General features: G+C 59.1%; 18 protein-coding genes, 1 tRNA gene and 1 riboswitch. Of the genes, 9 read left to right on the top strand and 10 right to left on the bottom strand.

The window, feature by feature from the left end; translation table 11 throughout:
• Positions 1-16 precede the first annotated feature (16 nt).
• Positions 17-1,213, top strand: coding sequence for an exonuclease SbcCD subunit D (locus DCC24_RS09870; RefSeq protein ID WP_110099755.1), 1,197 nt, complete (start codon positions 17-19; stop codon positions 1,211-1,213).
• Entirely contained in the window at positions 1,210-4,374 is a 3,165-nt protein-coding gene (locus DCC24_RS09865; protein ID WP_110099754.1) for an AAA family ATPase, read from the top strand. Before DCC24_RS09870 ends, DCC24_RS09865 begins: the two co-directional genes overlap by 4 nt.
• 22 nt (positions 4,375-4,396) lie before the next feature.
• Here the strand turns inward: DCC24_RS09865 and DCC24_RS09860 are convergent, their stop codons facing one another.
• From DCC24_RS09860 to bcp, 4 genes are all read right to left on the bottom strand, one after another.
• Positions 4,397-5,878, bottom strand: coding sequence for a malate:quinone oxidoreductase (locus DCC24_RS09860; protein WP_110099753.1), 1,482 nt, complete (start codon positions 5,876-5,878; stop codon positions 4,397-4,399).
• A 120-nt stretch (positions 5,879-5,998) separates the two neighbouring features.
• Positions 5,999-7,699: an ABC transporter substrate-binding protein gene (locus tag DCC24_RS09855; RefSeq protein WP_110099752.1), complete on the bottom strand. Its 1,701-nt coding sequence runs from the start codon at positions 7,697-7,699 to the stop codon at positions 5,999-6,001.
• Between the two features lie 56 nt (positions 7,700-7,755).
• Positions 7,756-7,836 (bottom strand) — tRNA-Leu (locus tag DCC24_RS09850).
• Positions 7,837-7,938: 102 nt separating this feature from the next.
• The gene (bcp, locus tag DCC24_RS09845) at positions 7,939-8,421 is read right to left on the bottom strand and encodes a thioredoxin-dependent thiol peroxidase (RefSeq protein ID WP_110099751.1); all 483 of its coding nucleotides are present in this window, start codon (positions 8,419-8,421) and stop codon (positions 7,939-7,941) included.
• Positions 8,422-8,580: 159 nt separating this feature from the next.
• Here bcp and DCC24_RS09840 point away from each other — a divergent pair, with 159 nt between their 5' ends.
• Positions 8,581-9,219 carry an HdeD family acid-resistance protein gene (locus tag DCC24_RS09840; RefSeq protein ID WP_110099750.1) on the top strand — a complete coding sequence of 213 codons (639 nt, stop codon included), beginning with the start codon at positions 8,581-8,583 and terminating at the stop codon, positions 9,217-9,219.
• Positions 9,220-9,331: 112 nt separating this feature from the next.
• Positions 9,332-12,109, top strand: coding sequence for an HAD-IC family P-type ATPase (locus DCC24_RS09835; RefSeq protein ID WP_110099749.1), 2,778 nt, complete (start codon positions 9,332-9,334; stop codon positions 12,107-12,109).
• 1 nt (position 12,110) lies between these two features.
• On the opposite strand, the gene DCC24_RS09830 is transcribed toward DCC24_RS09835, so the two are convergent.
• Entirely contained in the window at positions 12,111-12,374 is a 264-nt protein-coding gene (locus DCC24_RS09830) for a hypothetical protein (RefSeq protein ID WP_110099748.1), read from the bottom strand.
• Between the two features lie 226 nt (positions 12,375-12,600).
• Between DCC24_RS09830 and DCC24_RS09825 the strand changes: the two genes are divergently transcribed.
• From DCC24_RS09825 to DCC24_RS09800, 5 genes are all read left to right on the top strand, one after another.
• Positions 12,601-13,596: a bile acid:sodium symporter family protein gene (locus DCC24_RS09825; RefSeq protein ID WP_110099747.1), complete on the top strand. Its 996-nt coding sequence runs from the start codon at positions 12,601-12,603 to the stop codon at positions 13,594-13,596.
• Between the two features lie 1,157 nt (positions 13,597-14,753).
• Positions 14,754-15,224, top strand: a complete 471-nt coding sequence (locus DCC24_RS09815) for a Rib/alpha-like domain-containing protein (protein ID WP_110099745.1) — start codon at positions 14,754-14,756, stop codon at positions 15,222-15,224.
• 318 nt (positions 15,225-15,542) lie between these two features.
• Positions 15,543-15,660: riboswitch (SAM riboswitch) on the top strand.
• Positions 15,661-15,702: 42 nt separating this feature from the next.
• A complete protein-coding gene (locus DCC24_RS09810) occupies positions 15,703-17,157 on the top strand; it encodes an O-acetylhomoserine aminocarboxypropyltransferase/cysteine synthase family protein (RefSeq protein WP_110099744.1) in 1,455 nt (484 codons plus the stop codon).
• Positions 17,154-18,365 carry a cystathionine gamma-synthase gene (locus DCC24_RS09805; protein ID WP_110099743.1) on the top strand — a complete coding sequence of 404 codons (1,212 nt, stop codon included), beginning with the start codon at positions 17,154-17,156 and terminating at the stop codon, positions 18,363-18,365. Before DCC24_RS09810 ends, DCC24_RS09805 begins: the two co-directional genes overlap by 4 nt.
• 273 nt (positions 18,366-18,638) lie before the next feature.
• Entirely contained in the window at positions 18,639-19,937 is a 1,299-nt protein-coding gene (locus DCC24_RS09800; RefSeq protein WP_110099742.1) for a YeeE/YedE family protein, read from the top strand.
• Between the two features lie 372 nt (positions 19,938-20,309).
• On the opposite strand, the gene DCC24_RS09795 is transcribed toward DCC24_RS09800, so the two are convergent.
• From DCC24_RS09795 to DCC24_RS09775, 5 genes are all read right to left on the bottom strand, one after another.
• Positions 20,310-21,983, bottom strand: coding sequence for an ABC transporter ATP-binding protein (locus DCC24_RS09795; RefSeq protein ID WP_110099741.1), 1,674 nt, complete (start codon positions 21,981-21,983; stop codon positions 20,310-20,312).
• Between the two features lie 5 nt (positions 21,984-21,988).
• Positions 21,989-22,888, bottom strand: coding sequence for an ABC transporter permease (locus DCC24_RS09790; protein WP_110099740.1), 900 nt, complete (start codon positions 22,886-22,888; stop codon positions 21,989-21,991).
• 18 nt (positions 22,889-22,906) lie between these two features.
• Positions 22,907-23,854: an ABC transporter permease gene (locus tag DCC24_RS09785; protein ID WP_110099739.1), complete on the bottom strand. Its 948-nt coding sequence runs from the start codon at positions 23,852-23,854 to the stop codon at positions 22,907-22,909.
• On the bottom strand, positions 23,854-25,260 hold the full coding sequence (locus tag DCC24_RS09780) for an ABC transporter substrate-binding protein (RefSeq protein WP_158524653.1): 1,407 nt from the start codon (positions 25,258-25,260) through the stop codon (positions 23,854-23,856). Before DCC24_RS09780 ends, DCC24_RS09785 begins: the two co-directional genes overlap by 1 nt.
• Positions 25,261-25,484: 224 nt before the next feature.
• Positions 25,485-26,858 carry an NtaA/DmoA family FMN-dependent monooxygenase gene (locus DCC24_RS09775; protein WP_110099737.1) on the bottom strand — a complete coding sequence of 458 codons (1,374 nt, stop codon included), beginning with the start codon at positions 26,856-26,858 and terminating at the stop codon, positions 25,485-25,487.
• Positions 26,859-26,873 lie beyond the last annotated feature (15 nt).

Genomic DNA, 26,873 nt, shown 5'->3' with positions numbered 1-26,873 from the left:
ACCATAGGCTGGGCTCATGCGGATTCTTCATACCTCGGATTGGCACATTGGTCGGAGTTTTCACGGCACCGGCATGTTACCGGTCCAACAGCGTGCTCTGGAGCAACTGGCCGAGATTGTGGTTCAGCACGGAATTGCGGCGGTGGTCGTCTCAGGTGATATCTATGACCGTGCCCTGCCGGCCGCCGATGCGGTCCGCACGCTGGATGCCGGCCTCGCCACGCTACGGGAGACCGGAGCGGAACTGGTGTTGACCTCCGGCAACCACGATTCCTCCATTCGGTTAGGCTTTGGCCGCGAGCTCATGCGGGCCTCCGGGGTTCACTTTCGCACCCAAATTGCTGATATCACCCACCCGGTGGTGCTCGAGGATCCCGACGGTGGCACCGTGGCGATTTGGGGGATTCCCTATCTGGACCCCGGGACCTCCGCCGGGCACTGGGGCGTCGAAGCCCAGCACACCGCCGTCATCCAGGCCGCCGTCAACGACATCCGCCAGGCCCAAGAAAGCCAACAGCACCTCGGGCGCGATCAGGCCGCCCACGTGGTGATGGCGCACCTGTTTGCCGCCGGTGGTACCGGATCTGATTCTGAGCGCGACATCGGTGCCCATCATGACGAAACCACTGTGGGCACCCTCGGCCAGGTTCCGGCCAGTATCTTCGACGGCTTCGACTACGCTGCGCTCGGGCACCTCCACGGGCGACAGACGATCTCCCCCGCGGTGCGCTATAGCGGTTCCCCGGTGGCCTACTCCTTTTCCGAGGCGGATCACACCAAAGGAGCGTGGGTGATCACCACCGGGCAGAACCGCGTCACCGATATTCAACCCGTTGACCTCAGCGCCGGGAAGAAGCTGGCCCGGCTCACCGGTGAAATTGACGACCTGCTGGACAACCCCGAGCACACCTGGGCCGAAGACGCCTGGTGCCAAATCACCGTTACCGATGAGCAACGACCGCCACGGGCCTATCAGCGACTGAAACAACGGTTCCCGGAGCTGTTGAACTTCATACTTGCCCCCTCCGGGAACCCGCCGACCCGGCAATTGACCTACGCCAAACGGTTGGCATCGGCCACCACCGACCTGGACGTGGTGACCGACTTTATCGACCATGTCCGGGGTCGCCCAGCCTCCCAGGCAGAAAAACACTGGATCAGCCAAGCCTTGGAACAGGTAGGCCGTGAGGGAAGGGACGCTAATCTCCGATGAGAATCCACCGCCTCGAAATTCAAGCCATCGGTCCCTTTGCCCAGCGCGAGGTGATCGAATTCGACCGGCTCAACCAGGCCGGATTGTTTTTGCTGGATGGCCCCACCGGGTCGGGAAAATCCACCATCCTAGCCACCTTAACCTTCGCGCTGTACGGTACCGTACCCGGCGAACGGAAAACCGACTCACTGCACTCGACCCTGGCCGGATCCTCGACCCGGCCGGAAGTGGTCTTAGACGTCTCGGTGGCTGAGCGGCGGTTTCTTATCACGCGCTCGCCGAGTTATCAGCGCCCTTCGAAACGGGCCAAGAACGGTGTGGTGAAAGAAAACTCCACTGTCAGTGTGTCAGAACTGTTGCACGGCGCCTGGCGTGAGGTGACCACCCGAGCCGATGAAGCCGGTCAGCTGATGAATGCGGTGCTGGGGCTCACCGCCGAACAGTTCATGCGCGTGATCCTGCTCCCACAGGGAGAATTTGCGGCGTTTTTGCACGCCAGTTCGAGCGAACGCCAGGCGCTCTTACGCAAACTGTTCGACACTGCCCGGTTCGAGCAAGTTGAAGACGCTCTCAAAGACGAACGCGACGCACTCGAACACCACCTCGGGTCTGAAACCGATCGGATCACATCGTTGCGTCACGATGTGATCACTACCATCTCGGCTTTGACGCAGGAGGCTTGGTGGGCTGAGAACCAGGCTCCGGAAAGCGCTGAAGAATTGGACGATGAGACGCTGGCGACACGGGCGACCGAGACGATGGCGGGTTTAGTGGCCTCAGCCCACCACCGGCAACAAGAACTCTCTACAACAGAAAACACCCTTCGACAGCGAGTCGAGACGATCACCCGTGATCTCACCTGCTTGGACCAAGCCACCTCGTATCACCAGCGACGCAACCAACACGAGCACCAGCGGGAACAGATCAGTCTTGTCACACAGCAACTGGCTGCTCATCGCGTGGCCGAACCGGTGTGGCGTGCCGTCCAAGCGGTCTGCAGAACCGCTCAGGTGGTTCAGGATCAAGCGAAGGCGCTCGCTGAGACCTTCACCGCTGGGCAAGATCATCCGCTGATCCAGACCTGGGCGCGCGCGGCAGAGCTCGGTGTGGCACAGTTTGCAGACCATCTGGATGACCTCGGCGAGTCGGATGCCGGCCTGCAGGCATTGAGGCAGGGATGGAATGACGTGCAGCGACAAGCCGATCGGGCGGTAGACCGGCTCTCGGACCGACACCAGCAAGCACGTGAGATCAGGGAACTGGCAGACAGCATTGCCACAGGTGAGCGCGAGCTCGAGGAGCTCGACGAGACCCTTCAGGTTCGCAAAAACAAGCGTGAAGAGATGGCGGGTCACCTGAGGGAACTGGCCGGAAACCTGGAGGAATTACACGGCACTGAGGAACGATTGGAAGCCGCAGAACAACGCCTCCAGCAGACCGAAACAGCACTAACAGCCGCTCGAGCGAGGCAGACCGCGAAGAAAACACTTAGCGAAGAGCAACATAAGCATCACGATGCGGTAGATCAAGCACAGCGGGCGGTGGATACCTATCAGCGGCTGGTGCAGGCACGCCTGGATGCTGCAGCCGAGCTGTTGGCCGAAGATCTGGTTCAGGGACAGCCCTGTGCGGTCTGCGGTTCCATCGAGCACCCGGCCCCCGCCCAGGGGCAGGGGCTCGAAGAGATTTCGCAACACCGCGTGGAACAAGCCCGTCAGCGTGCTGACGAGCTCCACACAGCCCGCGTGCAACAGGACAAGGTGCTTCAGGCGGCTCGCGACGAGCACGAAAGGTTGCTGGCAGCGAGTTCAGGTGTGACCCCCGAGGAAGCCAGCCAAACCAGAGATGAGGCGAAGGAACACGTGGTGCAGCTCCGAAAGGACGTACAACGCTATCGTCAGCTGGTTCAGGACCACCGGCGTGCCGAACAGGCCATCGAGAAGATCACCACCATGCTTCCCGATCTGGAAGCACAACGAACCGCAACCGCTACAACCCTCGAAGCGCAGCGAGAACGACAGGAGAACCTCCAGGAGCAACTGCACAAGACGCTGGGTTCCTATGCCTCGGTGAGTGAGCTACAGGACCACACCGACCAAGCGCATCGACTCGTCGCCGCCATCAGCCAGCGCCTCGACCAACTTGGTGTCGCGGTGGCACGACGAGATCAGGCCATCACCAGCCGAGACCTTGCGCTGAAACAAGCTCAAGAACACGTGAAGACTCACCGACTGACCATCGATGTCAGCTCCGTGGAGGCCATCACGGCAGCGGTGATGCAGGATCGCTCGGTGACCGAAGCCGAACAACAAGTGACCGACTGGGACGCTGAGTCGGCACGATTAGCCGAGTTGGCAGAGCATGAGCACGTCGTCCATGGCCTGGACTTACTCGCCCAGCACCACAACGACCCGGAGGAACACCCGCTACCGAGTCAACAAGTGTTGAGCACCCACCGGCAGCAACTGGAGGAGACCATTCGCAACCGGCAGGCCGCCGATTCGCGTCGCGGGTCCGTCGAACACGCCCACCAACAGGTCACCGCTGAAACCACCGAGCTACACCAACGCTCCAGTCAAACCGCCGAGGTCGCAGAGAAGTACCAGCAACTTGACGATCTGCTCAAGGTGGTGCGGGGTCAGGGGGAGAACTCCTACAAGATGTCACTGGGTAGTTATGTGCTGACCGGGCGCTTGGAGAAAGTCGCTGCGGCAGCTTCAGAACGCTTGGAGCGGATGACACAGGGCCGCTACAGCCTGGAACACGATGATGCTGGCCGATCCCGCGGGAAATCCGGGCTCGATCTTCAGGTCCGCGACCACCTCAATGACACCTACCGCGCCCCAGCGACACTGTCCGGTGGCGAAAGCTTCATGGCCTCCTTGGCTCTCGCGCTGGGGTTGGCCGACACGGTTCAAGCCGAGGCCGGCGGGATCACGATGGACACGTTGTTCATTGATGAAGGGTTTGGATCTCTGGACTCCGAAACCTTAGAGCAAGTCATGGAGGTCCTCAACGGATTGGGCGACGATGGCCGCACCATCGGGTTGGTATCTCACGTGGAATCGATGAAACACCAAATTCCGACCCGTATCCGGGTCACAAAAACACCCCAGGGCGTTTCCAACCTCGAGTTGGTTCAAAACACCACCGGGGTGTAAACCCCATGACTGGGGGCCTGGCTTAGGCCAGTTTCAGTGTCTTAGCATTCTCGGCGACAATTTCTTCGTACAGGTCCGGATTATCGGCCAGCTTCTGGCCGAAGGACGGGATGATTTCTTCCAAGGTCGGACGCCATTGCTCAGCCCGGGCCGGGAAGCACGTATTCAGCAGGTTGAGCATGATCGGTGCCGCGGTGGAAGCACCCGGGGAAGCACCCAGCAGGGCCGAAATGGTGCCATCCTCGGAGGTGACCAGTTCGGTACCGAACTGCAGCACGCCGCCTTTCTTGGCGTCCTTTTTCATCACCTGGACACGCTGACCGGCGGTGATCATCTCCCAGTCCTGCTGGTCACCGGCCGGATAGAAGTCCTCCAGGGATGCGAATTTCTTGGACGTGGAGGTGGTCAACTCCGAGACCAAATACTTGACCAGATCCAGGTTGTCCTTGGCCACGTTGAGCATCGGCAGAATATTGTGTCCACGCACCGACAGCGGAAGATCCAATAAGGAGCCGGTCTTCAGGAAGTTGGTGGAGAACCCAGCGTAGGGGCCAAACATCAGCGAACGGCGCCCGTCGACAAAACGGGTATCGAGGTGCGGGACCGACATCGGAGGAGCACCGACCTGGGCCTGACCGTAGACTTTGGCGTTGTGCTGGGAGATGACCTGCTGGTTATGGCACCGCAGGAACTTCCCGGAAATCGGGAAACCGCCGAAGCCTTTGGCCTCAGGGATACCGGAGGACTGTAGCAACGGCAGGGCGCCACCGCCGGCACCAATGAAGACGAAGCGTGACCGGGCAGTGAATTCCCGGTCGCCGATCTTGTCCTTGACCGATACCTCCCAGCGACCATCCGAGCCACGTGTTAGAGACTTGACCTGGTGGCCGAAGCGGATATCAACGTAATCGTCGAGCTGAGAAACCAGCTGGCGAGAGAGCGCCCCGAAGTCCACATCGGTACCGGTCTCCACGCGGGAGGCAGCCAGTCGTTGGGAACCAATGCGTCCCTCGGTGAGCAACGGAGCCCAGGAGCCGATGGTCTCGGGATCCTCGCTGTATTCGATGTTGGAAAACAGTGGGTGAGCCTTCATCGCCTCGTAGCGGGTCTTCAGATAGTTCGCATGATCATCACCCCACACGAAGCTCATGTGTGGCAGACGGTGAATAAAGCTCTGCGGGTCGGTCAGGGTGCCGTTACGCACCAGGTAGGACCAGAACTGTTCGGAGACGTGGTACTGCTCGTTGATGTTGACGGCCTTGGTGATGTCTACGGATCCGTCAGCTTGCTGTGGCGAGTAGTTCAGTTCGCACAGTGCGGCATGACCGGTACCGGCGTTGTTCCAGGGGTCAGAAGACTCCTGACCGGCCTGATTGAGGTTTTCGTACAGGGCAACTGACCAGTTCGGCTCGAGAACCTTGAGGAAAGTCCCGAGCGTGGCGGACATAATCCCGCCCCCGATCAGAACAACATCATAAACGGGGGAGTCGCTTTCGTGCGGCACGTCTATCTCCTGATTTTCGGATCGACTATCTGACCGGCGCGTGGCCGCGGATCATCTAACAGGTTCACTCTACTACCGATCAGCCGGATCAGCTCAGTCTCACCGCGTCACAGAGATGGGTTACTGGCTGAGCCGCAGGTGGTCAAAATGTTCATCGAGCACCGGCGAAATCGGGTAGTACTGCACCCGAGACCCCGAAGCCAGCGAGGAAATCGGAAAGGCCAGCGGAAAAGCCGGCAGATCCAGAGCGGCGGCGCGAGAAATACGGGCGAGCTGTCGGTCACGGGCGGAAGAATCCAATTCGCTGCGGGCGGTGCGCAGTGTCTGGGCTACCACCGGGTTTTCCCACCCGAATTCGGGGTTCGGGGGTCCGAACAGTCGAGCCAGCATGCGTAACGGGTCGCGGGTGACCGCGTGGGCACCGAGTAGGTGGAAGGCCCGGTTGGAATTGGAGGACAGGACCTGTTGCAGGTAGTAGTCCTCCCAGGGGACGGGCACCGGTTTGAGCACCAGGCCAATGGTTGCCAGATCCTCCGAGATTTTGGCGTAGACCGCCTCGGGATTGGGTAGATATGGACGACCGACCTCGATCGGATACCAGAACTCCAGTTCCTGGCCTTGATAGGCCGATGAGTCCAGCAGCTCCTGGGCTTTGGCTACGTCGAAAGGATAGGACTGGATGTCTTCCGGGGCCTGCATGATCGCTGGCGGGAGGAAATGATCGGCCACCATCGACCCGGACAGCATGGTTTCGTTGACCAGGTCTTGGCTGTCAATCGCGTGGGCGACCGCCTGGCGCACTTGCAACGAGGACACCACCGGGTGCTGCTGGTTGAAGCCCACATACACGGTGGACATCGGGTCGCGCTGAATGACTTGGAAACCGTTTTGCACCAACGGGCGTAAGACCGCTGGGGCCACCCCATCGAATGCATCGAGCTGGTCGGACTCGAGGCCGTAGAGTCGCTGGTGCACACTGGTGACCACCACCGCGTGGACTTCGGTGACCTGTTCTTCGGTGGGAATATCTGGATTGGAAACGGCCGTCTCGGTGCGGGTCAACGTCACGCTGGTTGCTTCCGAGTCGATGTTCTCGGGCCAGGTAAAGCTACCGGTGCCCGATAGGGGAACCATCGGCCAGATGATCTCGGTCGCCTCGGGGTCAGCATTCAGGCGGGATAGTTCCTGATCGAACGCCGGCCAGTCCTCAGGGCAGGTGATGGCAAAAGACGGGTCCGTCAGCGCCGAGACCAAACCTGAGATCGGTTGGTGAAGCTGAAGTCGGAAATGGGTATCATCGACGGCCGCACTGGAGTCATACAGACACTCGGTCTCACCGGTATAGCCGCCAAAGACTATGGCGAACGCCAGTCGGGGGCGCGTAGATATTCCCGCCTCGTCTAACCGCTCGGGAAGGGTGGCCCAGCGCTGAAAATTTTGGGCCACGATCTCGGCAGTCAGCGGTGTTCCGTCGTGGAACTCTACGTCGTCACGCAACGTGAAATCGTAACGCAAATGGTCGGCAGAACGGTCCCATTCCAGTGCCAGTCGGGCGGTGGGTTCACCGGTGTCCGGGGTGATAGCCACCAGTGTGTCGTAGACCTGTCGGGTGAGCCGCAACGAATCGTGGTCACTGACCACCGAAGGATCGGTGGACATCGGCCGACTGGGAATGCCTAACCGGAGCGTGCCGGAGGATGGCTGGGCCAAACGGGGTGGTTTCGGGGTGGAAGCCACGGCCGGGGAAAGGTGCCGGGCGCCGACCAGACCGAGCCCACCGGCAACAACCGCACTCAGCAACGAGCGGCGTGAGAGTTCCATAGCTAGCCCCCATCACGCGATGACTCGGTAGATAACTGCTCACTCAATCTCAACAGTGCGGGCGGGGGGACTTGAACCCCCACGTCAAAGACACTGGAACCTAAATCCAGCGCGTCTACCAATTCCGCCACGCCCGCAACGGTCGGCGAAGACCGTAGACCAGTGTAGCTGAAACGACTTCCGTTTACCGCATTTGTCGGTCCCTGGCTAGTCTGGACCGTCTGGTGGGTCTCGTTTGGTTAGTCCAATCCGAGGTCGCGACGCAATTTCGACACGTGCCCTTTGGCGCGAACATTGTATTGAGCCAGTTCGACGGTGCCATCGGGTCCAACAACAATGGTCGAGCGAATCAAGCCTTCGGTGACTTTTCCGTAATTCTTTTTCTCGCCCCAGGCTCCGTAGGTTTCGGCGACGGCGTGATCGGCATCGGAGAGCACCGGGAAATTCAAATCTTCCTTCTCCGTGAATTTTTCGAGCTTGTCGACCGGGTCCGGCGAGATACCCACCACCTGGTAGCCATCCTGTGCGAAGCGGTTGAGGTTATCTCGGAAATCGCACGCCTCGGTGGTGCACCCAGGAGTCATCGCCCGAGGATAGAAATAGACGATTACCTTGTCACCGGAATAATCGCTGAGGCTGACCTGCTGTCCGCGGGCATCTGGCAAGGTGAAATCGGGGGCAACATCGCCCTGGACGAGTCGAGTGGTTTGTGCATCAGTCATACCCCTACTGTGGCACAACTTCAGTAACAGTGAAACACGAAGACATCGACTAGCAAAAACTGGAGGGTGACGGCGAGGATAGAACTAAACACACCCCAGGACGGATTTCAGCAATTGCTCATAATTACCGCTGATCACAACCACTTTAAGGAGCCGGTTATGCCCACCCCTCACGACGCCTCTCAACCCTCCGAGACCCCTCCCGAATTCGTCGCACAGGACCAGGTGCGCAGCTTCCTGCGGAAACTGAGTTTCGGGACTTTACTCTTCCGCGGGATTTTTGCGTTGATCATCGGTGTGCTGATGGTGCTGGCGCCAGCAATTCTCGCCCCCGCGCTCGGCACACTGGCAGCGGTCTTTATCGGGGTTGGACTGGTGGTCTACAGTGTGGCGGAATTCGTTGATGCCCATCGTGAGCGTAAGGCCGATGAGCCTGGCTGGGGCTGGATCGTGGCCACCGGCATCATCTCGTTGCTGCTGGGGTTGCTGTTCATCGTTTTCCCGCTGATTTCCGGAAGCGTGCTGTTGTTGGTGGCGTCCTGGATTATCGTCGCCGCCGTGTTGTTGCGCGGAATCTTCGTCATCGCCTCTCGGTACACCGGTGGCTGGAGCACCCTGTTGGGCGTGCTGGTGATGATTGCTGGTCTGGTGCTCGGCGTACTTTTGCTCGTCCAGCCTGGGGCCACCATCATCAGTCTGGTGTGGGTACTCGGCCTGTTCGCCATCATCTCGGGGATTATTTCCTTGGTGCTCGCGTTCCGCGTACGCAAAATTCTCAAAGACGCCGGCGTGAAATAGCTGGCGTTGTGTTCGGAGGCGTTAGCAACGTCGCAATCCCTCTGAGCAGGTTGATTGCCTAGAATAAGACACGGAGAGACTGAGCAGTACAGGCCAGGATGAGGAGACTGCGTTGGCCACCACGACCGTCCAGAAGACATCGTCATTATTCTCAGCTCCTAACGGCCAGCAATGGCATGAGCTCAGTGTTGACCAGACCTTTCAGGCGGTGGAAACCACTGCTGAGGGACTCAGCTCCCAGGAGCACCAACGACGCTTAGAGGAATGTGGCCCCAACGGGTTGCCCACCTCCGACAGCGACGCGTGGTATGTCACCTTGGCCAAACAGTTCCGCTCACCGATGGTGCTCTTTTTGGCCGTCGCCGCGGTGGTGACCGCTGTACTGCAGGAATGGTTCGATGTCCTGGTGATCGTTTTGGTGTTGTTGCTCAACGCCAGTATCGGTTTCTGGCAGGCCCGCAAAGCAGAACGTGATGTCAAAGCCCTGCAAGAACTATCGGCCCCGACCGCGACGGTGATTCGAGCAGGCGAACAGTCGCAGATTCCGGCCAGTGATGTCGTTCCCGGTGATGTGCTGTATCTGGAATCGGGGGACCAGATTGCCGCCGATGTGAGAATTCTGGAGTCTAACGGCCTCCAAGTTGATGAATCCATGCTCACGGGAGAAGCGATGGCGGTGAGCAAACACGACGAGGTCCTTGAGGCCGATATCTCCCTGGGCGACCGCATCAATATGGGCTACTCGGGCACCCTGGTCATTTCAGGCCGGGCCCGCGGTGTGGTGGTCGCCACCGGTACCGATACCGAGCTGGGACACATTGCCGAACTGGTCAGCACAGAATCGGCCAAAACACCGTTGCAGATTCTCACCGACCAGCTGGAACGCAACATCGCCTACGTGATTCTGGGCGTGGCGATCCTGACCTTCATTTCTAGCCTGATCATGGGCACCACGATCGGCGATACCTTCCTGATCACTGTCGCCTTGGTGGTCTCCGCGATGCCCGAAGCGCTACCCATTGTGCTCTCAGTAGCCATGGGCGTCGGTGTGTCTCGTATGGCCAAACACCGTGCGGTCGTTCGCCAACTCCACAGTGTCGAAACCTTGGGATCCACCACCGTGATCGGATCCGATAAAACCGGGACGCTGACGGTCAACCGTATGACCGTCGAACAACTGTGGACTCCAGATGCGGGAACCGTGACCATCAGCGGGGAGAACCGTGAAGAGCTGGAAGATTACACCGCAGCGCAGACGCAGTGCTTGCGCACCGGGGCGCTGACTAACGACGCCGTTCCGGCAGCCGAGGGCGACCGCGACGGTGCGGATGCCGATAGTGAAGGAACCGACAGCGAAGGTTCTCTGCTTGATCTGATCGGTGACGCGGTGGATGTGGCCATGGCGGTGTCTGGGCTCGAATCGGAACAGGTCACGAGCCAGGAGCGGGGTCAAACGCCGATGGCCTCTATGCCCTATGAGCCCGAGCTGGCCTACTCGCAAACCATCCGCACTGATCCGGATGGTACCGCGGTCTTGCATGCCAAGGGTGCTCCTGAAACGATTTTGGATTTCTGCACCGTGGACGAGGAGACCGCCCATAAAGCCCGGAAAGCCGTCTCGGAGATGGCTCACCGCGGGCTGCGCGTGATTGCCACCGCTCACCGCCAGATTGCCGACGACGAACTCGACGAGCTGGTGGAAGAGTTCGAAAACTCTCAGGCTCCGACACCCACCGGAATGAAACTCAGCGGTCTGCAAGCGATGATGGACCCACCGCGTGAGGGCGTGGAAGACGCTATTGCCCAGTGCCGTGAGGCTGGCGTGCACGTGATGATGATTACCGGTGATCACCCCACCACCGCCGCGGCGATCGCCGACCGGTTGGGTTTGGCTCCGACACAGACCACCAGCTCCCGCCACTCCGAAGCGGAGTCGGTCATCACCGGCACCGAGCTGGCGGAACTGTCTGATCCTGAACTGGTCCAGCGACTGCCACAGATCACCGTCGCTGCCCGCATGTCACCGCAGGACAAACTGCGCGTCGTCAAAGTTCTGCAAGAACAGGACAAAATCGTGGCCATTACCGGTGACGGCGTCAATGACGCGCCGGCGCTGAAAGCCGCCTCGATCGGTGTGGCGATGGGCGAGTCCGGCACCGACGTGGCCCGGGAAGCCTCCGATGTCGTACTCACCGACGACAACTTCGTGACCATCGTCGAGGCGGTGCGCCAGGGGCGCGTTACGTTCTCCTCGATTCGTAAAGCCACCTTCTTCCTGCTCTCCAACGGTCTTGCCGCGTTGATCGCGGTCGCCGTCAACACCTTCACCGAGTTACCACTGATCTTCTTGCCGGTGATGTTGCTGTTCATGAACGTGGTGACCAACGGTATTCAGGACATTGCCCTGGCCTTCGAAAAAGGTGAAGGAGACGAACTGGACCAGTCTCCCCGACCACGTTCTGAGGGCGTACTGAACCGCACCATGTGGTTGCGCACGGTGATCACCGGTACCTGGATGGGTGTGGGCACCTTGCTGGTTTACCGGATGGCCCACGAAGCTGGTCTCGAGCTCGACCACTGTCGTACCCTGGCATTGATCACCCTGGTGATGTTTAACTTCTTCCAGGTGTTCTCCGCCCGGGCAGAACGTCAATCGGTGTTCCGGCTCAACCCCTTCTCGAACCCGCTCCTGCTCATTTCAGCGCTGGCTGCTCTGGGGTTGCAGTGGTTGGCATCCAGTTGGGAGCCGATCGCGGATCTGATTGGTCTGACCGCCTTGTCGGTCACCGAATGGCTGATGTGCACGGCGATCGGATCGACGGTGCTGTTGATTGTTGAGGGCGAGAAGCTGGTGCGCCGACTGGCACACCGTGGCTCTGCTGACGGTTAGATCACCGCTGAGAACGGTGCGAGCTCGAGGAGCTCGACGAGCCCGTGCCTGAGGAGTCAGTTTCGGCGGAACGGCGACGGACCTGATACAGCCACAAACCCAGGACCGCTCCGGCCAGGGTAAACAGTGCGATGGTCACCAGCGTACCCAGCAGATCCTCGATGATCCGTTGGCCGGTCAGCCACCGGATGCCCTCGACGACCGAGGACGCCACGAGCCCGATGAGAGCGCCGATGATCAGGGCTTTTCTGCTGTTGAGCGTCATCTGTGTTCATCTCCTCCACACGATTGACCACCGTGACTCCAGCCTACAACTCACCCCATCTGAACCTGAGCTCGCACTACCGGTGCTCACTATGTGGTCACCGGTGGTCATCGGTTTTGACACGACACCAGACCAGGGATTCTACTGAACCGACAGATAGACCGATCTGCACCGCCCGCTGCGTGGTGTCGGACCGGAGACACCTCGTGACTCGAAGGCAGGTACTGTGGCTGAACAAGACCCCAGCACTCAAGAACTCACCCACACCGCACAGGTCAAAGAAGACCGGTCAGCCCGGCTGGCCGTGACGGTTTTCCCAGCCATTATTATTGTGGCTTTTCTCGTGGGGTTCTTCTTCCCCGACCAGACCGCCGGGCTGGGAGAGTTCACCAATATTGCCTTGGGGATCATCATGTTCGCCATGGGACTGACGTTAACCCTGCCGGACTTTGCGCTGGTGGTTAAACGTCCCCTGCCGGTGCTGTTGGGCATTATGGCTCAATACGTGATCATGCCGGTGCTTGCGGTGGGACTGGTGTGGATTTTCCAGCTCCCTGCGGAGTTGGCGGTCGGGGTGATTCTGGTCGGTTGTGCCCCCGGCGGGACCTCCTCGAACGTGATTACCTATTTGGCCAAGGGGGATGTGGCGCTGTCGGTGACGATCACCTCGGTTTCGACCCTGCTGGCTCCGATTATTACCCCGCTGTTGACCCAGTGGCTGGCCGGAGCACTCTTGCCCGTGGATGCCGGGAGCATGGCGTGGTCTATCGTGCAGATGGTGCTGATCCCGATTGTGGCCGGTCTGCTCGTGCGGTGGCTGTTGCGTCAGTGGATCGACAAGATTCTGCCACTTTTACCGTGGGTGAGTGTGCTCGGCATTGCCTACGTGGTGATTGCTGTGGTGTCCGGTTCTGCTGATGCCATCGTCACCGCTGGCTGGTTGGTGCTACTGGCGGTCATCGTGCACAACGGGATTGGTTACCTGCTGGGCTATGGCGCCGCGCGGTTATTTGGCTACCCCTCGCGTGTGGCCCGCACGACCTCGGTCGAGGTCGGGATGCAGAACTCTGGACTGGCCGCAACGCTCGCCGCGTCCCACTTCAACCCCACCGCGGCGCTACCGGCCGCCGTATTCAGTGTTTGGCACAATATTTCTGGCGGATTGCTAGCAGTATTCTTCCGCTGGCGTGCCGCGCAGCACGCCGAACGCTCACTGGACTAGGGGCTTTTCGGAAGATTTCTACTCGATGGTAAGAGCCTGATTGCTGGAGTGGAGACGTTGCTTGCCATCACACCTGGTGTCCGGACACGTGACGATCTTTCCAGCGGTTGAGATCAGTGTGACCGCAGAAACGAGACCAACATGCCTGCTACCCTGCAGGAAAGGCGCCACCGGGTTTGCTCAGCGCACCGGAAAACGCGTCCATCGATCATTCTCGGTACCAGCGTGTTGACCTGTGGGCTTCTGGGTGCCGGTGTGCCCGTGGTGACCGCAATCCCGATCCCGCCCCTGGCTAACACCCCCGTGCAGGATGCACACCACAATGGGGTGGGCACCGCCGACGTGGCTCACCAATTCTCGAGTGCGCCCACACCGAGCCAGGAGTTGCACTGGCGCCAGACACGACCCGATGGTGCGACACAATCCGGACTCGTGGTGCATCACCCTGGCCGGGGAATCCCCGTCGAAGAATTCACAGGATCTCAGCCCCTGGCGTTCCCAGCACGTCACACACGGACACCACGAGCCCAGCCACGGTTCGGGAACGTTTCCAGAATCCCTACCTCGATACCGGCTACATGATGACCCGCGCGCCACGCGCGGGCGAGACTCTGACCGCGATCTTAGATGACTGGGTTGATGAACGTGATGCGACCTCGTCGGAGACGTTGAGGCAGAATTCCCGCCTGCGGATGGGAACGGGTGGTGGGCCCCCGACTACTCCCAGGATCCCTCGGAGAAGTTCGCTATCAGTGCGAAGCACCGATGCATAACGGGGAGCCGGTGACGGTCAAAGCCGGCGGAGACGATGCAAAGACCAACGCTATCGGTGATAAACCGGCCCCGAATAGCGCCGTGAAGTACACGCCGGATGCCCCGAAGGAGTTACCGTGACGGTTAATCCGGAGAATGGTAGATGTGACCGCAACGGCAGACAGCACGGTCGAGCCGGGCACCTATGCCGTTCCGATTCATCGCACCTTTGGTGATGGTCACCCTGATGAACTTCAGGTTAAGGTTATCGTGGCTCAAGTCCCTGTCTACGAGCCCATCACCGTAGCGATGAACGAGGAAGCGACCGTTGCGGTGCCACGCGGAAACGATGGCAACCCGTTGCCCGACGGCACCACCGTCGCTGTCGACGGAGAGTGGCCACAGTGGGCCGCACTGCAACAGGATGGTTCCATTGCGGTCGCACCCACCCCAACGGCTTCGTCTATACCGTGCCGGTGGCGATTACCGTCACGTCTGCAAGCGAGCAGTATGGTCCGGGATATGAGGCGGTCACCACTGCACCGGGTGGAACGGTTGCGGCCCCACAAACCGTCGAGCCGCAACTGCCAGAGGGGACTCGGTGTGCAATCGACGAGTCATTTGCCGTCCCAGACGGCTGGGAGATCTTGCTTGATGAGACCACGGGTACCAGCACGTACCGTGCGCCTGAGAACGCCGTGGACGAGGACGAAAGCGGTGGATCCGGAACCGCAACGGAGGGTGCTGCACCGGACAAGCGCCGCTTGGATGAGCAGTCTGGTGCAACTGGCTCTGGTTCGTCGTCAGACGTGGCGACTACCGATGCCGGAAACATCTTGGCCATTGCCGGCCTGGCTGTGAGTTCGATTGTGTGAGGAACCATTTTCGTCCCGGTGCGCAACCGCCGGGCGCATTAAGCGTCACCTGATCGTCGAATAACGACGGCACGGAAGACACACCGCGACGCTGGTCGCGTGGGGAAAGAACCCGGCGCGGCCAGCGTCGTCATAATGTGAGATATTCACGGTAATGAAGGTTTGACGACAGAATATGACGGGTCCTCCACCCGGTGCTTTGACCACTATCAGGGCGATTTTTAAAGTGTCTTTCAGAGTGGGTGCCGGTAGCGGAGGTTGAGACCAAATTCGTTAGACCATCCACTCCTCGAAAACAAGTAGAATACTTTGACAAAGGATCACGAGAACCGGTTCAACAAGCTCTGACTGGCCGGTCGGCAACCCTTTCCGCTGTGACGGGGTGCCTCAGATGATGATCCGGTCTTCAGCACACCGCTGGAGGCAAGCACGGCGTGCCCAGCACTGGCAGACACGCCCTAGTATCAAGGGGGACGTTATGTCTACTACCAGTCACTTTTCTGCCGAAGACTCTGAGGGTCCATGTCAATCCGGGTTTAGTACCCAACAAATTCACGCGGGCCGTATCCCGGATGAATCCATTCGTCCTGTACGCGAACCAGTCTATGTTTCAGTTGCCTTCGGATTCGATTCTTTCGCCCAAGCCCGTGAAGTCTTCGCCCAACGTCAACCTGGACTGACCTATTCCAGAACTGGAAATCCCACGGTTGGATTGCTGGAACGGCGACTTGCCAGCCTGGAAGACGGAGTCGGGGCGGTCGCCACCGCGTCGGGCCAGGCCGCCATCACGCTGAGTGTGCTGGCCCTGGCAGGACGGTCCTCGCAAAGCCCTGACGGTCAGCCCCATCCGGAGGCTCCGGCCGGCCATGTGGTGGCTTCAAACCGTATCTATGGTGGCACCGCTGACTTGCTCAACGACAGCCTGGCGGAAGCCGGGATCACCACCACCTGGGTCAATCCGCACGATTCCCAGCAGTGGGAGGAAGCGATCACCGAACGCACGCGGGTCTTTGTGGTCGAATCCATTGCCAACCCTCACGCAGACCTGCCGGATATCCCGGCCCTGGCAGAAGTTGCTCACCGGCACGGGGTGGCACTGATTGTTGACAATACCCTGGCGACACCGTATTTGCTCCAACCTGCTCGTCTGGGTGCTGACCTCGTGGTGCACTCGGTGACCAAATACTTGGTCGGAAACGGTTCCTCTCTCGGAGGAGCGGTCATTGTCACGGACAATTTCCATCCCTCACAACGTCCAGAGCTATGGCCACAGCTGACCACACCACGCCCTCGTTTTGGTCCTCAGTCCTTGGTGGAGAAATACGGGGAGGCAGGCTCTGTGCTGCATCTGCTTCGAGCACAGTTGCTCAACGACGTGGGACCGGTGCTATCAGCGTTGAACGCCCAGCAGGCTTTGGAGGGTATTGAAACGCTCGACCTGCGTTTGCCCCGCCACAGCCAGACCGCTACGGAACTCGCCCGTCGACTGGAACAGCACCCCGGTGTGCGTTCGGTGAGCCATCCCTCTCTGGAATCTCACCCGAATAAGGACATTGCGGAACGAGACTTCACGCGGGGGACGGGAGCGGTATTCTCTTTCGAATTGAATACTGATTCTGCCGGTGTTGAGCGGTTTTTCAATTCACTGCAGCTGTTTACCCTGGCGGTCAATCTTGGCGACTCTCGCTCCTTGATCACCCACCCGCTGACCACGACACACTGTCGCCTTTCGGAGGAGCTTCGCATCGCTGGACAGATCAACGAGACCACCGTGCGACTGGCAGTTGGACGCGAAGATGTCGACGATTTGTGGCAAGACCTCAAACAAGGGCTGGACCAAATTGTTCAAGCAAATCAGCCCGCGTCCGAACAGGTCTGGGCAGATGCAAGCACCACCGAGGCCGAAGAATCAGCAAAGGCGGCACTGTCATGACAACTCTTGATCTTCACCACAACATTCCGAGCAAGAAGAACGAAAATCCCACCCCGGGGTTCCGAACCCGAGCCATCCATGCTGGTCAAGACCCGGATCCACTGACCGGAGCGGTGATTCCACCGATCTATCAAACCTCGACGTTTGTGCAACCCGGTGTGGAAACGCTACGCGCTGGCTTTGAATATTCCCGTGGCGGTAATCCCACACGGACCGGTCTCGAAGAACAGCTGGCCAAGCTCGAGGCCGGTGCTGCAGCGTTTAGTTTTGCCTCGGGCATGGCTGCTGAAGATGCTCTGTTGCGGGCGGTGCTGAAACCTGGTGCAACCGTTGTCAGCACGGCCGAAACCTACGGTGGTACACACCGACTGCTCACCCAGCTCTACGCTCGGTGGGGAGTTAATACCGTCTTCGTGAGTCCCAGCGAGCAAGACAAGCTCGCTCAGGCGGTGGAAACATACCGTCCTGACGTGGTCTGGTTGGAAACGCCCTCCAACCCGTTGCTGACCGTGGTTGATATCTCTGCCTGGGCAGAAGCAACGCATCAATATGGCGGACTGCTCGTAGTGGATAACACTTTCGCATCACCGGCACTGCAACAACCACTCACGCTCGGTGCGGATCTGGTAATTCACTCAACCACCAAATACATTGGTGGCCATTCAGACGTTTTGGGTGGCGCCATTGTGGTTGGCGAGACGAGTTGGGAAGACAAACCACTGGCCGAGGTCATCGGCTTCCAGCAATTCGCTGCCGGTGCTGTGGCAGGCCCCCAGGACTGTTTCCTCACCTCTCGTGGGTTGAAAACTCTGGGCGTGCGGATGCAACAACACTGTGAAAATGCACGAATCATCGCGGAATGGCTCCAGGATCGGTCCGAGGTCGACCAGGTTTTCTACCCCGGATTGTCTTCCCACCCCAGCTACGACATCGCTCGTCGACAAATGAGTGATTCCGGGGGCATTGTGAGCTTCCGATTAAACGGGGGAGAGGCCAAAGCGCGTCAGGTGGCCGAATCAACCGAAACCTTCCTGTTATCGGTCAGCCTCGGTGGCGTCGAGTCGCTCATCTCTCATCCCGCCACCATGACACACGGTTCCACCAAGGGCAGCGAACAAGCTCCGCCCGCTGATGTGGTGCGGCTGTCCGTGGGCATCGAAAACATCGAGGACCTGCTGATCGATCTTGAGCGCGCTCTGCGCAGCTAGTTGGATCCCACAGAGCACAGACCAAGCTCACCAGTAACAGCTCGGGCCCCTCGCAAGCTTGCGACGGGCCCGAGCCGTTGCTGGGCACACTTCGCGAAACACGGGCGCGCCAGCGGTTCTGGGGAGAAAGTTCCGTGTTAATGTTCGTGACCGGGTGATGACCCTTTATGACAGACAGCTGATGTTAACAACGTGATCGGCGTTAGCCTGGTCCAACTAATGTCTCTGCCCAGCGTTTGCTGGTGACGTCTGTTCCGAAGGGTCTGTTGAGCAATGACAACTAGCAAGACAAAAACAGAATTCTCAGTCTTCGAACCGGCGCCGACTCGAGTAGAACCTCCGAAGCCTGATCCGGTTGGTCCGGTACAACGTAACAAGATCAGCATCTTCATTCTATTGGCCATCGGGTTGTTGGCCCTGATCTACAATGTCAACTCCTTCAACGCCGGCATAGAGCAGGGGCTCTACTTCGGCGTGCTCTTTCTCATTGGCCTCGGACTCGGCGTAGCGCTATTTCACTCCCGGTTCGGTTTTACCTCCGCCTGGCGACAGCTGGTAGCTGTCGGCAATGGTAAAGGACTTCGAAATCACGCTCTCTTACTCGGGACAACTGCAACAATCTTTATGTTGCTCTTTACCACCGGGTGGGGAGCCTTCGGCAACGAACCGACGCCCTATGCCGGGACGATCGGGGTAGGGCTTCTCCTAGGTGCCTTTATTTTCGGCATGGGTATGCAATTGGGCGGTGGTTGCGCCTCGGGAACACTTTTTGCCGTGGGCTCCGGACAATCGATGGTGATCCCCACGCTGATTGGCTTTATCGCTGGTTCCATCATCTATACCGCCCCATTTTTCTACCCGTTGGTCTCTGACCTTCCCGGTATGGAACCGGTATTGCTCTCAGACCATGTCGGCTATGTGGGAGGCTGGGCGATCACCATTGCGGTGCTACTTGTTATTGTGGCGATCACGCGCGTTGTCCAGGGCCGTCGCAACCCACCTCCAACCGGAAACCCTCCGACAGCACGTGGTGCTGCTCGAATACTACGAGGCTCATGGCCGATGTGGGTTGGAGCACTGGTGCTCGCGGTGCTCGGCGGGGCCGTGATGTGGGTCTCTGGCGGAATTTGGGGCATTACCAATGCCTTCGCTCTGTGGGGCGCCAAGGTTCTACAGTTCATTGGTTTCCAGCCCGAAACGTGGGAATTCTGGCAACAAGAAAACTGGGCCGCCATGCTGGAGGGTTCAGTGCTTTCCCACAAGAACTCACTGACAAACTTTGGCATCATGATCGGGGCAGCCCTTGCTGCTACGGCGGCCGGGACCTGGGCGTTTGCCCGCAATATCAACTGGAGGCAAGCAGGCATCGCTGTTCTTGGCGGCATCCTGATGGGGATCGGCGCCCGTCTTGCCGAAGGGTGCAATATCGGCGCCTACTTAGGTGGCATTGCCTCGGGATCCGTGTCGGGTTGGCTGTGGGCCGTGGCCGCGTTGGCGGGTACCTGGGCCGGGTTGAAAGCCCGCGCGCTGTTCGGGATGGATAATCCGAAACCGACCGACTCGGTCTGCTGATTCCCGTTTCCCGATTTTCCCGTTCCCCTACGACAAAGCGACTCAGCGGTCGTGAGTCGGGCCTTCGTGACTTTGGGGCCAAGCAGTCCGGCCACCTGGAGCAGACGGCGGCTACCAGCGGACCCGTCCGTGCACTCCTCAGCCCCGCCAGGTGAGAATCTCAAGACGGAAGCCTCCGAGATCCCCTGCAGGTCGCTGGTACGTGCTAACGACGGCGCTGATGACAGCGCTCGCGTGCGGTGGGCTGTCGGGTAGGGACACAGGGCGAGGAACCGACAGCAGAAGACCTCCGGTGACTAACGGAATCTGAGATCCGCATCGTGGTGGCCGGAGGTCTTTCAGCTATTGCGGTGTGGGGTGTCGCTGGTGGTGCTAGTGCCCTGCCCCAAGAGGTTCAACAGCTTTGAGCAACGAGGCGGTGTATTCTTCTTGCGGGTGAGCAAACACCTCTTGGGTGGTGCCGGTCTCGACAATTTTGCCCTGGTTCATCACCGCGACGCGGTGTGCCAGTCGGCGTACGACAGCCAGGTCGTGGGTGATGAACAAATAGGTCAATTCGTGTTCGGCTTGCAGATCCAACATCAGGTCCAACACCTGTTCCTGGACCGAAACATCCAGGGCTGAGACCGGCTCATCGCAGACCACAAAGTCGGGGGATAAGGCCAAGGCCCGTGCAATTGCGACGCGTTGACGCTGACCGCCAGACAGCTCCCTGGGCAATCTGGACCCAAACGTGGCGGGTAACCCGACTTGGTCGAGCAGTGTCTCGGCCGTGGCACGACGCTCGGCGCGGTTGCCGACTTTGAAAGCGCGCAGGGGCTCGGTGATGATCTGCTCCAGGCTCCAGCGAGGGTTCAATGACGCAAACGGATTCTGGTAGATCAACTGCGCCCGGCGACGCAACTGTCGCCAACGACGTCCCGACAGGTGATGAACGGGTTCCCCGTCGAAGGTCACGGTCCCCTCGGTCGGAGTATCCAAACCGAGTACCAATCGTGCGGTGGTAGATTTACCGGACCCCGATTCACCCACGAGTGCCAGTGTCTCACCGCGCCGGATCACGAAATCAATGCCGTCAACGGCGTTGGTGCGCAATGTTGAGGCGTCATGGCGCCGTGACGTGGCCTTTGGCTGGGCGAAATGGCGTTTCAATCCGCGGACCTGGACCAGGACTTCGGTTTCGACCTCCAGTGGGGGACGGATATGTGTCGAGCGGTGTAATGAATCAGCCGCAGCCACCAGACGCTGGGTGTAGCTGTGCGTGGGGGTATTGAGGATGGTTCCGGTGTCTCCGATTTCCACCACGTTTCCGTGATGCATCACTACGGTCGTCTCGGTGCGTTGCGCAGCGACTGCCAAATCGTGGGTGATGAGCACCAAGGCGATGTCTCGCTCACTGATGATGGAATCCAGCAGGTCCAAGATCTTACGCTGCACCGTGGCATCCAGAGCAGAGGTGGGCTCATCCGCGATGAGCAGATCCGGCTCGGGAGCCAAGGCAATAGCAATGAGGACGCGTTGCCGCATACCACCCGAGAGTTGATGTGGGTACTGGTCAAAACGGGTCTCTACCGCATCGAGCCCTACCTGGTCGAGCAACTCCAGAGCGCGTTGACGGGCAAGAGCCTTCGGCACCTTCTGGTGGGCGCGAATGGCCTCAATGAGTTGATGGCCAATGGTGTAGACCGGGTTGAGGCTGACACCGGGATCCTGAGGGATCAATCCGATCTTTTGACCACGGAGTCGTTGCCAGGCTCGATCAGAGCTCAGCGCGACGGGGGTATCGCCCCAGGAAAGTTTGCCGTCACGAATGGAGGCTTCCGGCGGGAGCAACCCGAGCAAGGACAGAGCCAAGGTGGACTTGCCGGACCCGGACTCGCCTACCACGGAGATTCTCTGTCCGGGGCAGACAGCAAAATCGATGCCGTGTAGGGCCGGTGTGGTGGAGGACCCGGATCGATAATCGACTTTCAGTCCTTCCAACTGAAGCAACGGTGTCGTTGGCTTCGGGGCGCTCGACGAGGCATTTTCAAGCAGAACGGTCATGGGAATCAAACCCCCTTTCGCGCGGAAATCCGGCGGGCAATGACGTGGACGGAGAGCACAGTAGCAGCTACCACCAGGCCTGGTAGTAGCGTCAACCAGCTAGCACTGTAGAGATAGTTGCGGCCCTCAGAGACCAGGGCTCCCCACTCAGGTGCCGGCTTGGGAGCACCGAAGCCCAGGAAGCTCAAGGCGGAGACCGCTAGGATGGCGTTGCCGAATTCCAACACGGCCAGCGCGATGATGGGTCCGGAAGCATTGGGCAACACGTGTCGTACCAGGATGCTGAATCGACTGGAGCCGACGGAACGGGCCGCATCAACATAGTCTGCACCCGAGACTTTGAGGCTCTCGGACCGTGCGATGCGAGCGAAGGTTGCCACGGACCCCACAGCGACAGCAATGGCAACATTCAACGAGCCGAAACCGAGTGCGGAAATCAACGCGAGTGAGAGGAGCAACGAAGGAATCGCCAAAAGGACATCCACGATGCGCATGATGACCTGGTCGACTTTACCTGCCAGGAATCCAGAGAGCACTCCGAAGAAGCTTCCGCTCACGAAGGCGATGACAACGGCCATCAGGGCGGTCTGCAGTGACAGTGAAGTACCGTGGACTACGCGGGTGAACAAATCTCGGCCGAGTTGATCGGTACCGAACCAATGGGCCAGGCTGGGCGACTGTAGCACGTTATTGGTATCACCTTGGTAAGGATCACCGGGAGCCAGGACCCCGGGGAAGAAGGCCGCGATCACCACGAGGGCCAAGAATACACCGGCCAGGATCAGCCCGATTCGAGACGTGATGGATTTTGGCGAGAATTGTGGTGGTCGGTTGTGTTGAGATCGTTGTGCGATGGTGGGTTCTGCGGACGATCGGGGCAGTCGAGCAGAGAGTGTTTGAGTCATGATGAGTTTCCCGTTCTCTTAGGCGAAACGACGGCCAAGTCGTACTCGAGGATCGATCGCTGGCAACACCAGGTCCACCAGCAGATTCACGGTGACAAAGACGACAGCTGCTAAGACGACAATGCCTTGAACCACCGGAAGATCCTGAGTGGAAACAGCCTGAACCGTCAGCTGTCCGACACCGGGACGTGAGAACACCGTTTCAACGATGACTGACCCGGCTAGTAAACCGCCGGCGACCAGTCCCACCATTGATAGGGCCGGGACCAGCGAGGTTCGGGCCACATGGCGCAGGTGCACGGTAAACCGGTTGAGTCCCTTTGCCCGCGCTGTATTGACGTAGGACTCTGCCGAGCTTCTTTCCAGGCTGGATGCAAAAACCTGGCAGATCACCGCGCCAATCGGAAGGCTGAGTGTTATCGCCGGAAGAATGATTCCGGCCAGGTTCGCCCCACCCAATGCAGGTAGCCAACCCAACTGGAAACTGAAAACCTGAATGAGTAACAAACCAATGAAGAAGGTGGGTAAAGAGATGGCCAAGGGAGGCAACGACAACAATAGGTTCTTCAACCAGGTGATGTTCGTATAGGTGGCGAGCATGGCAATTGCTGCGCCCAACACTACGGCGAGTAACAACGCGACCCCCGCTAATTGCGCGGTGGAGGGGATGACCTCGGCGATCGCTGTGGAGACCGGTTGACCGGTTCGCGTCGATTCACCGAAATCACCAGTGATGGCGGCACCAAGACGGTTGAAGTATTGGACGATGAGCGGATCGTTGAAACCATAGGCTTCTCGGTACGTTGCGAGTGTCTCTTCATCCACGGCACTCGGGTCGCCACCACCAGCGGCCATGGCCAGCACAGGGTCGCCGGGAATCATGTAGAGAATAATGAAACTGACTGTATAGGCTGCCCACAAAACGAGCAGCGCCATCAGGACTCGGATGCCAATGTAACGGGCCATCAGTCCTCACCTCGATTCAAAGTCACGTCGTACAGACGAATTCGTCGATCTGAATCAAATCGCAGCCCGGATACCTCAGCGGAGGTGGCCATGACGTTGGTGTGATCGATAACTGGAATGGATGTGTAGTCCTCAATCAGTGCTTTTTGAGCTTGGTGGATGGCTTCTTCCCGTGCTTCGGGGTCCAGGGTTGTGGCCTGAAGGGAAAGAGCTTCATCGGTGTGATATCCCTCCGGCAGATGAGAGGTATTTGCCAGACGAGAGTCGAAGACAGTCCGGAGAATGTCGGCATCAGAACGGGTAGTGTTGAACCAATCGAGGTGGTAATTGCCCTCGGCCACTTTGGCCGTCCACTGGGCGGGGGTCCCCTCATCTAGTTCTGCGGCGATACCGACTTCTGAGAGTTGCTGTTGGATCAACTCCACCGAACCCGAGTTCGTAGCGGTGATGGCTGACCAGGTGAAATCAAGTTCCAGGCGTTCGCCGTCACGAACCAGGATGCCATCGTCACCAGGGGTGAAGCCGGCTTCGGCCAGTAACTCCCGGGCTCTTTCAGGGTCGTAGCGTAGCTCTTCGCAGAAATCACTGTGGCCCGGAGTGGTCGACGACAAGATACTCGTGGCTGCGGGAGCCCCATCAGGGTAAACGACCTCGGCCACTTGTTCCCGGTTAATAGCCAGCGAGATGGCTTCGCGCACAGCATGCTCTTGAATCACCGGACTGCCGTGGTTCAGTCGAAGCGACATCGGTACTCCGGGAACGGTCAGTGTGTGCAAGGTGGCATCGGTTTGTTCGATAGCGGGAATATCCTGTGGCGCCACGCTTCCAATAGCATCAACCTGCTCTGACTGCAAGAGCCCGGCGCGTACTCCAGATTCCTGAACGACGGTAAAGCTCACCCCGGAAATCTTGGGTGCCGAACGGTTTTCGTATAGAGGCGAACCCCAGTCGTAATCCTCCCTGGCGACCAGGTTAATTCCTTCATTAGGGCGGTAGGAATCCAAGACAAATGCACCGGACCCGATAACCCCTTGGCAACGTTCATCATCCGAGAGCTCGATGGACTCCGAAGCCAGCAACCCCAGGTTGTGGGTGGACGCGGCTTGTAGAAATTGCGCATTTGGTTCGGAGAACTTCACCACAAACTCGTGGTCGTTGACGATCTCGGTGTCCTCGTAATTCTCCAGATAGCTTCGCGCAATATTTCCGCGTGGACCGAACTCGAGAATTCGTTCAAAATTGGCTTTGACGACCTCAGAAGTCACAGGCTCACCATTAGAAAAGGTCACTCCGGGGCGCAGGGTGAATGAGAACTCGGTAGCTTGGTCGTTGACTTCCCAGTCAGTAGCTAGCCAGGGGACGATTTCACCGGTCTCAGGGTCCTGGTCCGTGAGTGAATCTACCAAGTGACGTGTGGAAAACACCGCATCATTCAGAATGAGTTGCTGAGGATCAGCGCAACCAGCGTCCGAACCAACCGCTATGTGTAAAACGTTCTCCTCGTCCACTTCCGCGGCGGGGGAAAATTCCAGGCCAGTTCCACTGCTGCAACCAGTGAAGGCGAATAGGGCCGTTGCAACAAGGGCTAGTGAGCGGACGCCATGACGTGAGGACCGTGCGTGACGCTGCTTCATGAGACATTCACCCCTTGCCGGAAAGTTGCCCGGCCGGTCGTGGCCGGATCCAACGTTGTGGGCAGACCGAGTAGTTCACGTAACGTTGCGCCCTCGGGGTATTCGGTGCGTAGAGCACCCCGCTCTTGGAGTAACGGAACAACGCGGTCGATGAAAGGCACGAGTCCGGTCGGGCTCAGATGTGGTGCCAGAATGAATCCGTCGCTGACATGGGTTTCCACAGTCTCAATCATTTCGGACGCCACGGTTTCAGGGCTTCCGACGAAGGTCTGCCGCGACTGGGTGGCAATCACTGTTTCGCGCAGGTTCAGATTGCGCGCCTCAGCGATGTCCCGCAGCTTCTGCACGGCCGCGAACCGGTCGTCATGCCTGACCTCACTGCGACCCTTACTGATGGTGGTTTCACCGACCACCGGATCCACATCAGGAAGTGGGCCCTCGGGATCGAACTCTGAAAGCTCTCGGTTCCAAATCTGTTCCAGCAACAGGATCGCGGTCTGACCGCTGACCTGCTGAGCCCGAATCGTCGCAGCCAGTTCTTCTGCTTCTTCATCGGTATCTGCCACAACAACGGAAGTACCCGGCAGGATCTTGACAGATTCGGGATCACGGCCGGCCTGTCGCACCCGCTCGGAGAGTTCATGGTAGAACTGTCGGCTGTCTTCGTTATCAGTGTGCAAAGTGAAAATAGCATCGGCGTTACCGGCCGCGAAGTCTTGACCCTGAGCGGATTTTCCGGCCTGGAAGATCAACGGACGCCCCTGAGGGGAACGGGGGAGCGGGAACTCGCCGTGAATATCGAACTGATCGTTGGTGACGTTAACACGTTCCCGCTCGGACTCGACATCTTTCCAGCTTGCCCAGAAACGATTGGCAACATCCAGAGCCTGAGAAGCCCGCACATAACGGTCCGCCCGGTCGAGGTAACCGCCACGACGGAAGTTAGCGCCGTGGAAGGAATCGGAGGTGGTGACAATATTCCAACCAGCTCGCCCGTTGGAGACATAGTCCAAGGTTGAAAATTGCCGAGCCACCTCATAGGGCTCATTGAAGGTGGCGTTAATAGTCCCGACCAGTCCAATGTGGTCGGTCACCGAGGCCAAGGCTGCCAAGATCGGCAACGTGTCGGGGCGACCAACGACATCCAGGTCGTGGATCAGACCCCGGTTTTCGCGCAGTCGGAGCCCTTCCGCCAAGAAAATGAAGTCCAGGCGACCACGCTCGGCTTCGGCGGCGAACTTCTCAAAAGACTCGAACTCAATGTGGCTTCCAGACTCCGGATCGGACCACACGGTGTGATGATTCACCCCGGGGAAGTGTGCCCCAAGGATGATCTGGCGAGGGGAAGAGTGATTCTGCTGATTCGTCATGAGTGTCTCCTGGGG

Origin of the sequence: Auritidibacter sp. NML100628 (assembly GCF_003185985.1) — a bacterium.
Classification (GTDB): Bacteria; Actinomycetota; Actinomycetes; order Actinomycetales; family Micrococcaceae; genus Auritidibacter; species Auritidibacter ignavus.
Note: the sequence above shows the minus strand (reverse complement) of the source record. Positions and strands in the feature narration are given on the sequence as shown.

Coding starts and splice junctions, on each gene's coding strand:
- DCC24_RS09830 (WP_110099748.1), bottom strand. CDS start 12,374: ATGACGCTCAACAGCAGAAAAGCCCTGATCATCGGCGCTCTCATCGGG.
- bcp (WP_110099751.1), bottom strand. CDS start 8,421: ATGACTGATGCACAAACCACTCGACTCGTCCAGGGCGATGTTGCCCCC.
- DCC24_RS09805 (WP_110099743.1), top strand. CDS start 17,154: ATGACAACTCTTGATCTTCACCACAACATTCCGAGCAAGAAGAACGAA.
- DCC24_RS09790 (WP_110099740.1), bottom strand. CDS start 22,888: ATGACTCAAACACTCTCTGCTCGACTGCCCCGATCGTCCGCAGAACCC.
- DCC24_RS09840 (WP_110099750.1), top strand. CDS start 8,581: ATGCCCACCCCTCACGACGCCTCTCAACCCTCCGAGACCCCTCCCGAA.
- DCC24_RS09775 (WP_110099737.1), bottom strand. CDS start 26,858: ATGACGAATCAGCAGAATCACTCTTCCCCTCGCCAGATCATCCTTGGG.
- DCC24_RS09795 (WP_110099741.1), bottom strand. CDS start 21,983: ATGACCGTTCTGCTTGAAAATGCCTCGTCGAGCGCCCCGAAGCCAACG.
- DCC24_RS09865 (WP_110099754.1), top strand. CDS start 1,210: ATGAGAATCCACCGCCTCGAAATTCAAGCCATCGGTCCCTTTGCCCAG.
- DCC24_RS09810 (WP_110099744.1), top strand. CDS start 15,703: ATGTCTACTACCAGTCACTTTTCTGCCGAAGACTCTGAGGGTCCATGT.
- DCC24_RS09855 (WP_110099752.1), bottom strand. CDS start 7,699: ATGGAACTCTCACGCCGCTCGTTGCTGAGTGCGGTTGTTGCCGGTGGG.
- DCC24_RS09870 (WP_110099755.1), top strand. CDS start 17: ATGCGGATTCTTCATACCTCGGATTGGCACATTGGTCGGAGTTTTCAC.
- DCC24_RS09800 (WP_110099742.1), top strand. CDS start 18,639: ATGACAACTAGCAAGACAAAAACAGAATTCTCAGTCTTCGAACCGGCG.
- DCC24_RS09785 (WP_110099739.1), bottom strand. CDS start 23,854: ATGGCCCGTTACATTGGCATCCGAGTCCTGATGGCGCTGCTCGTTTTG.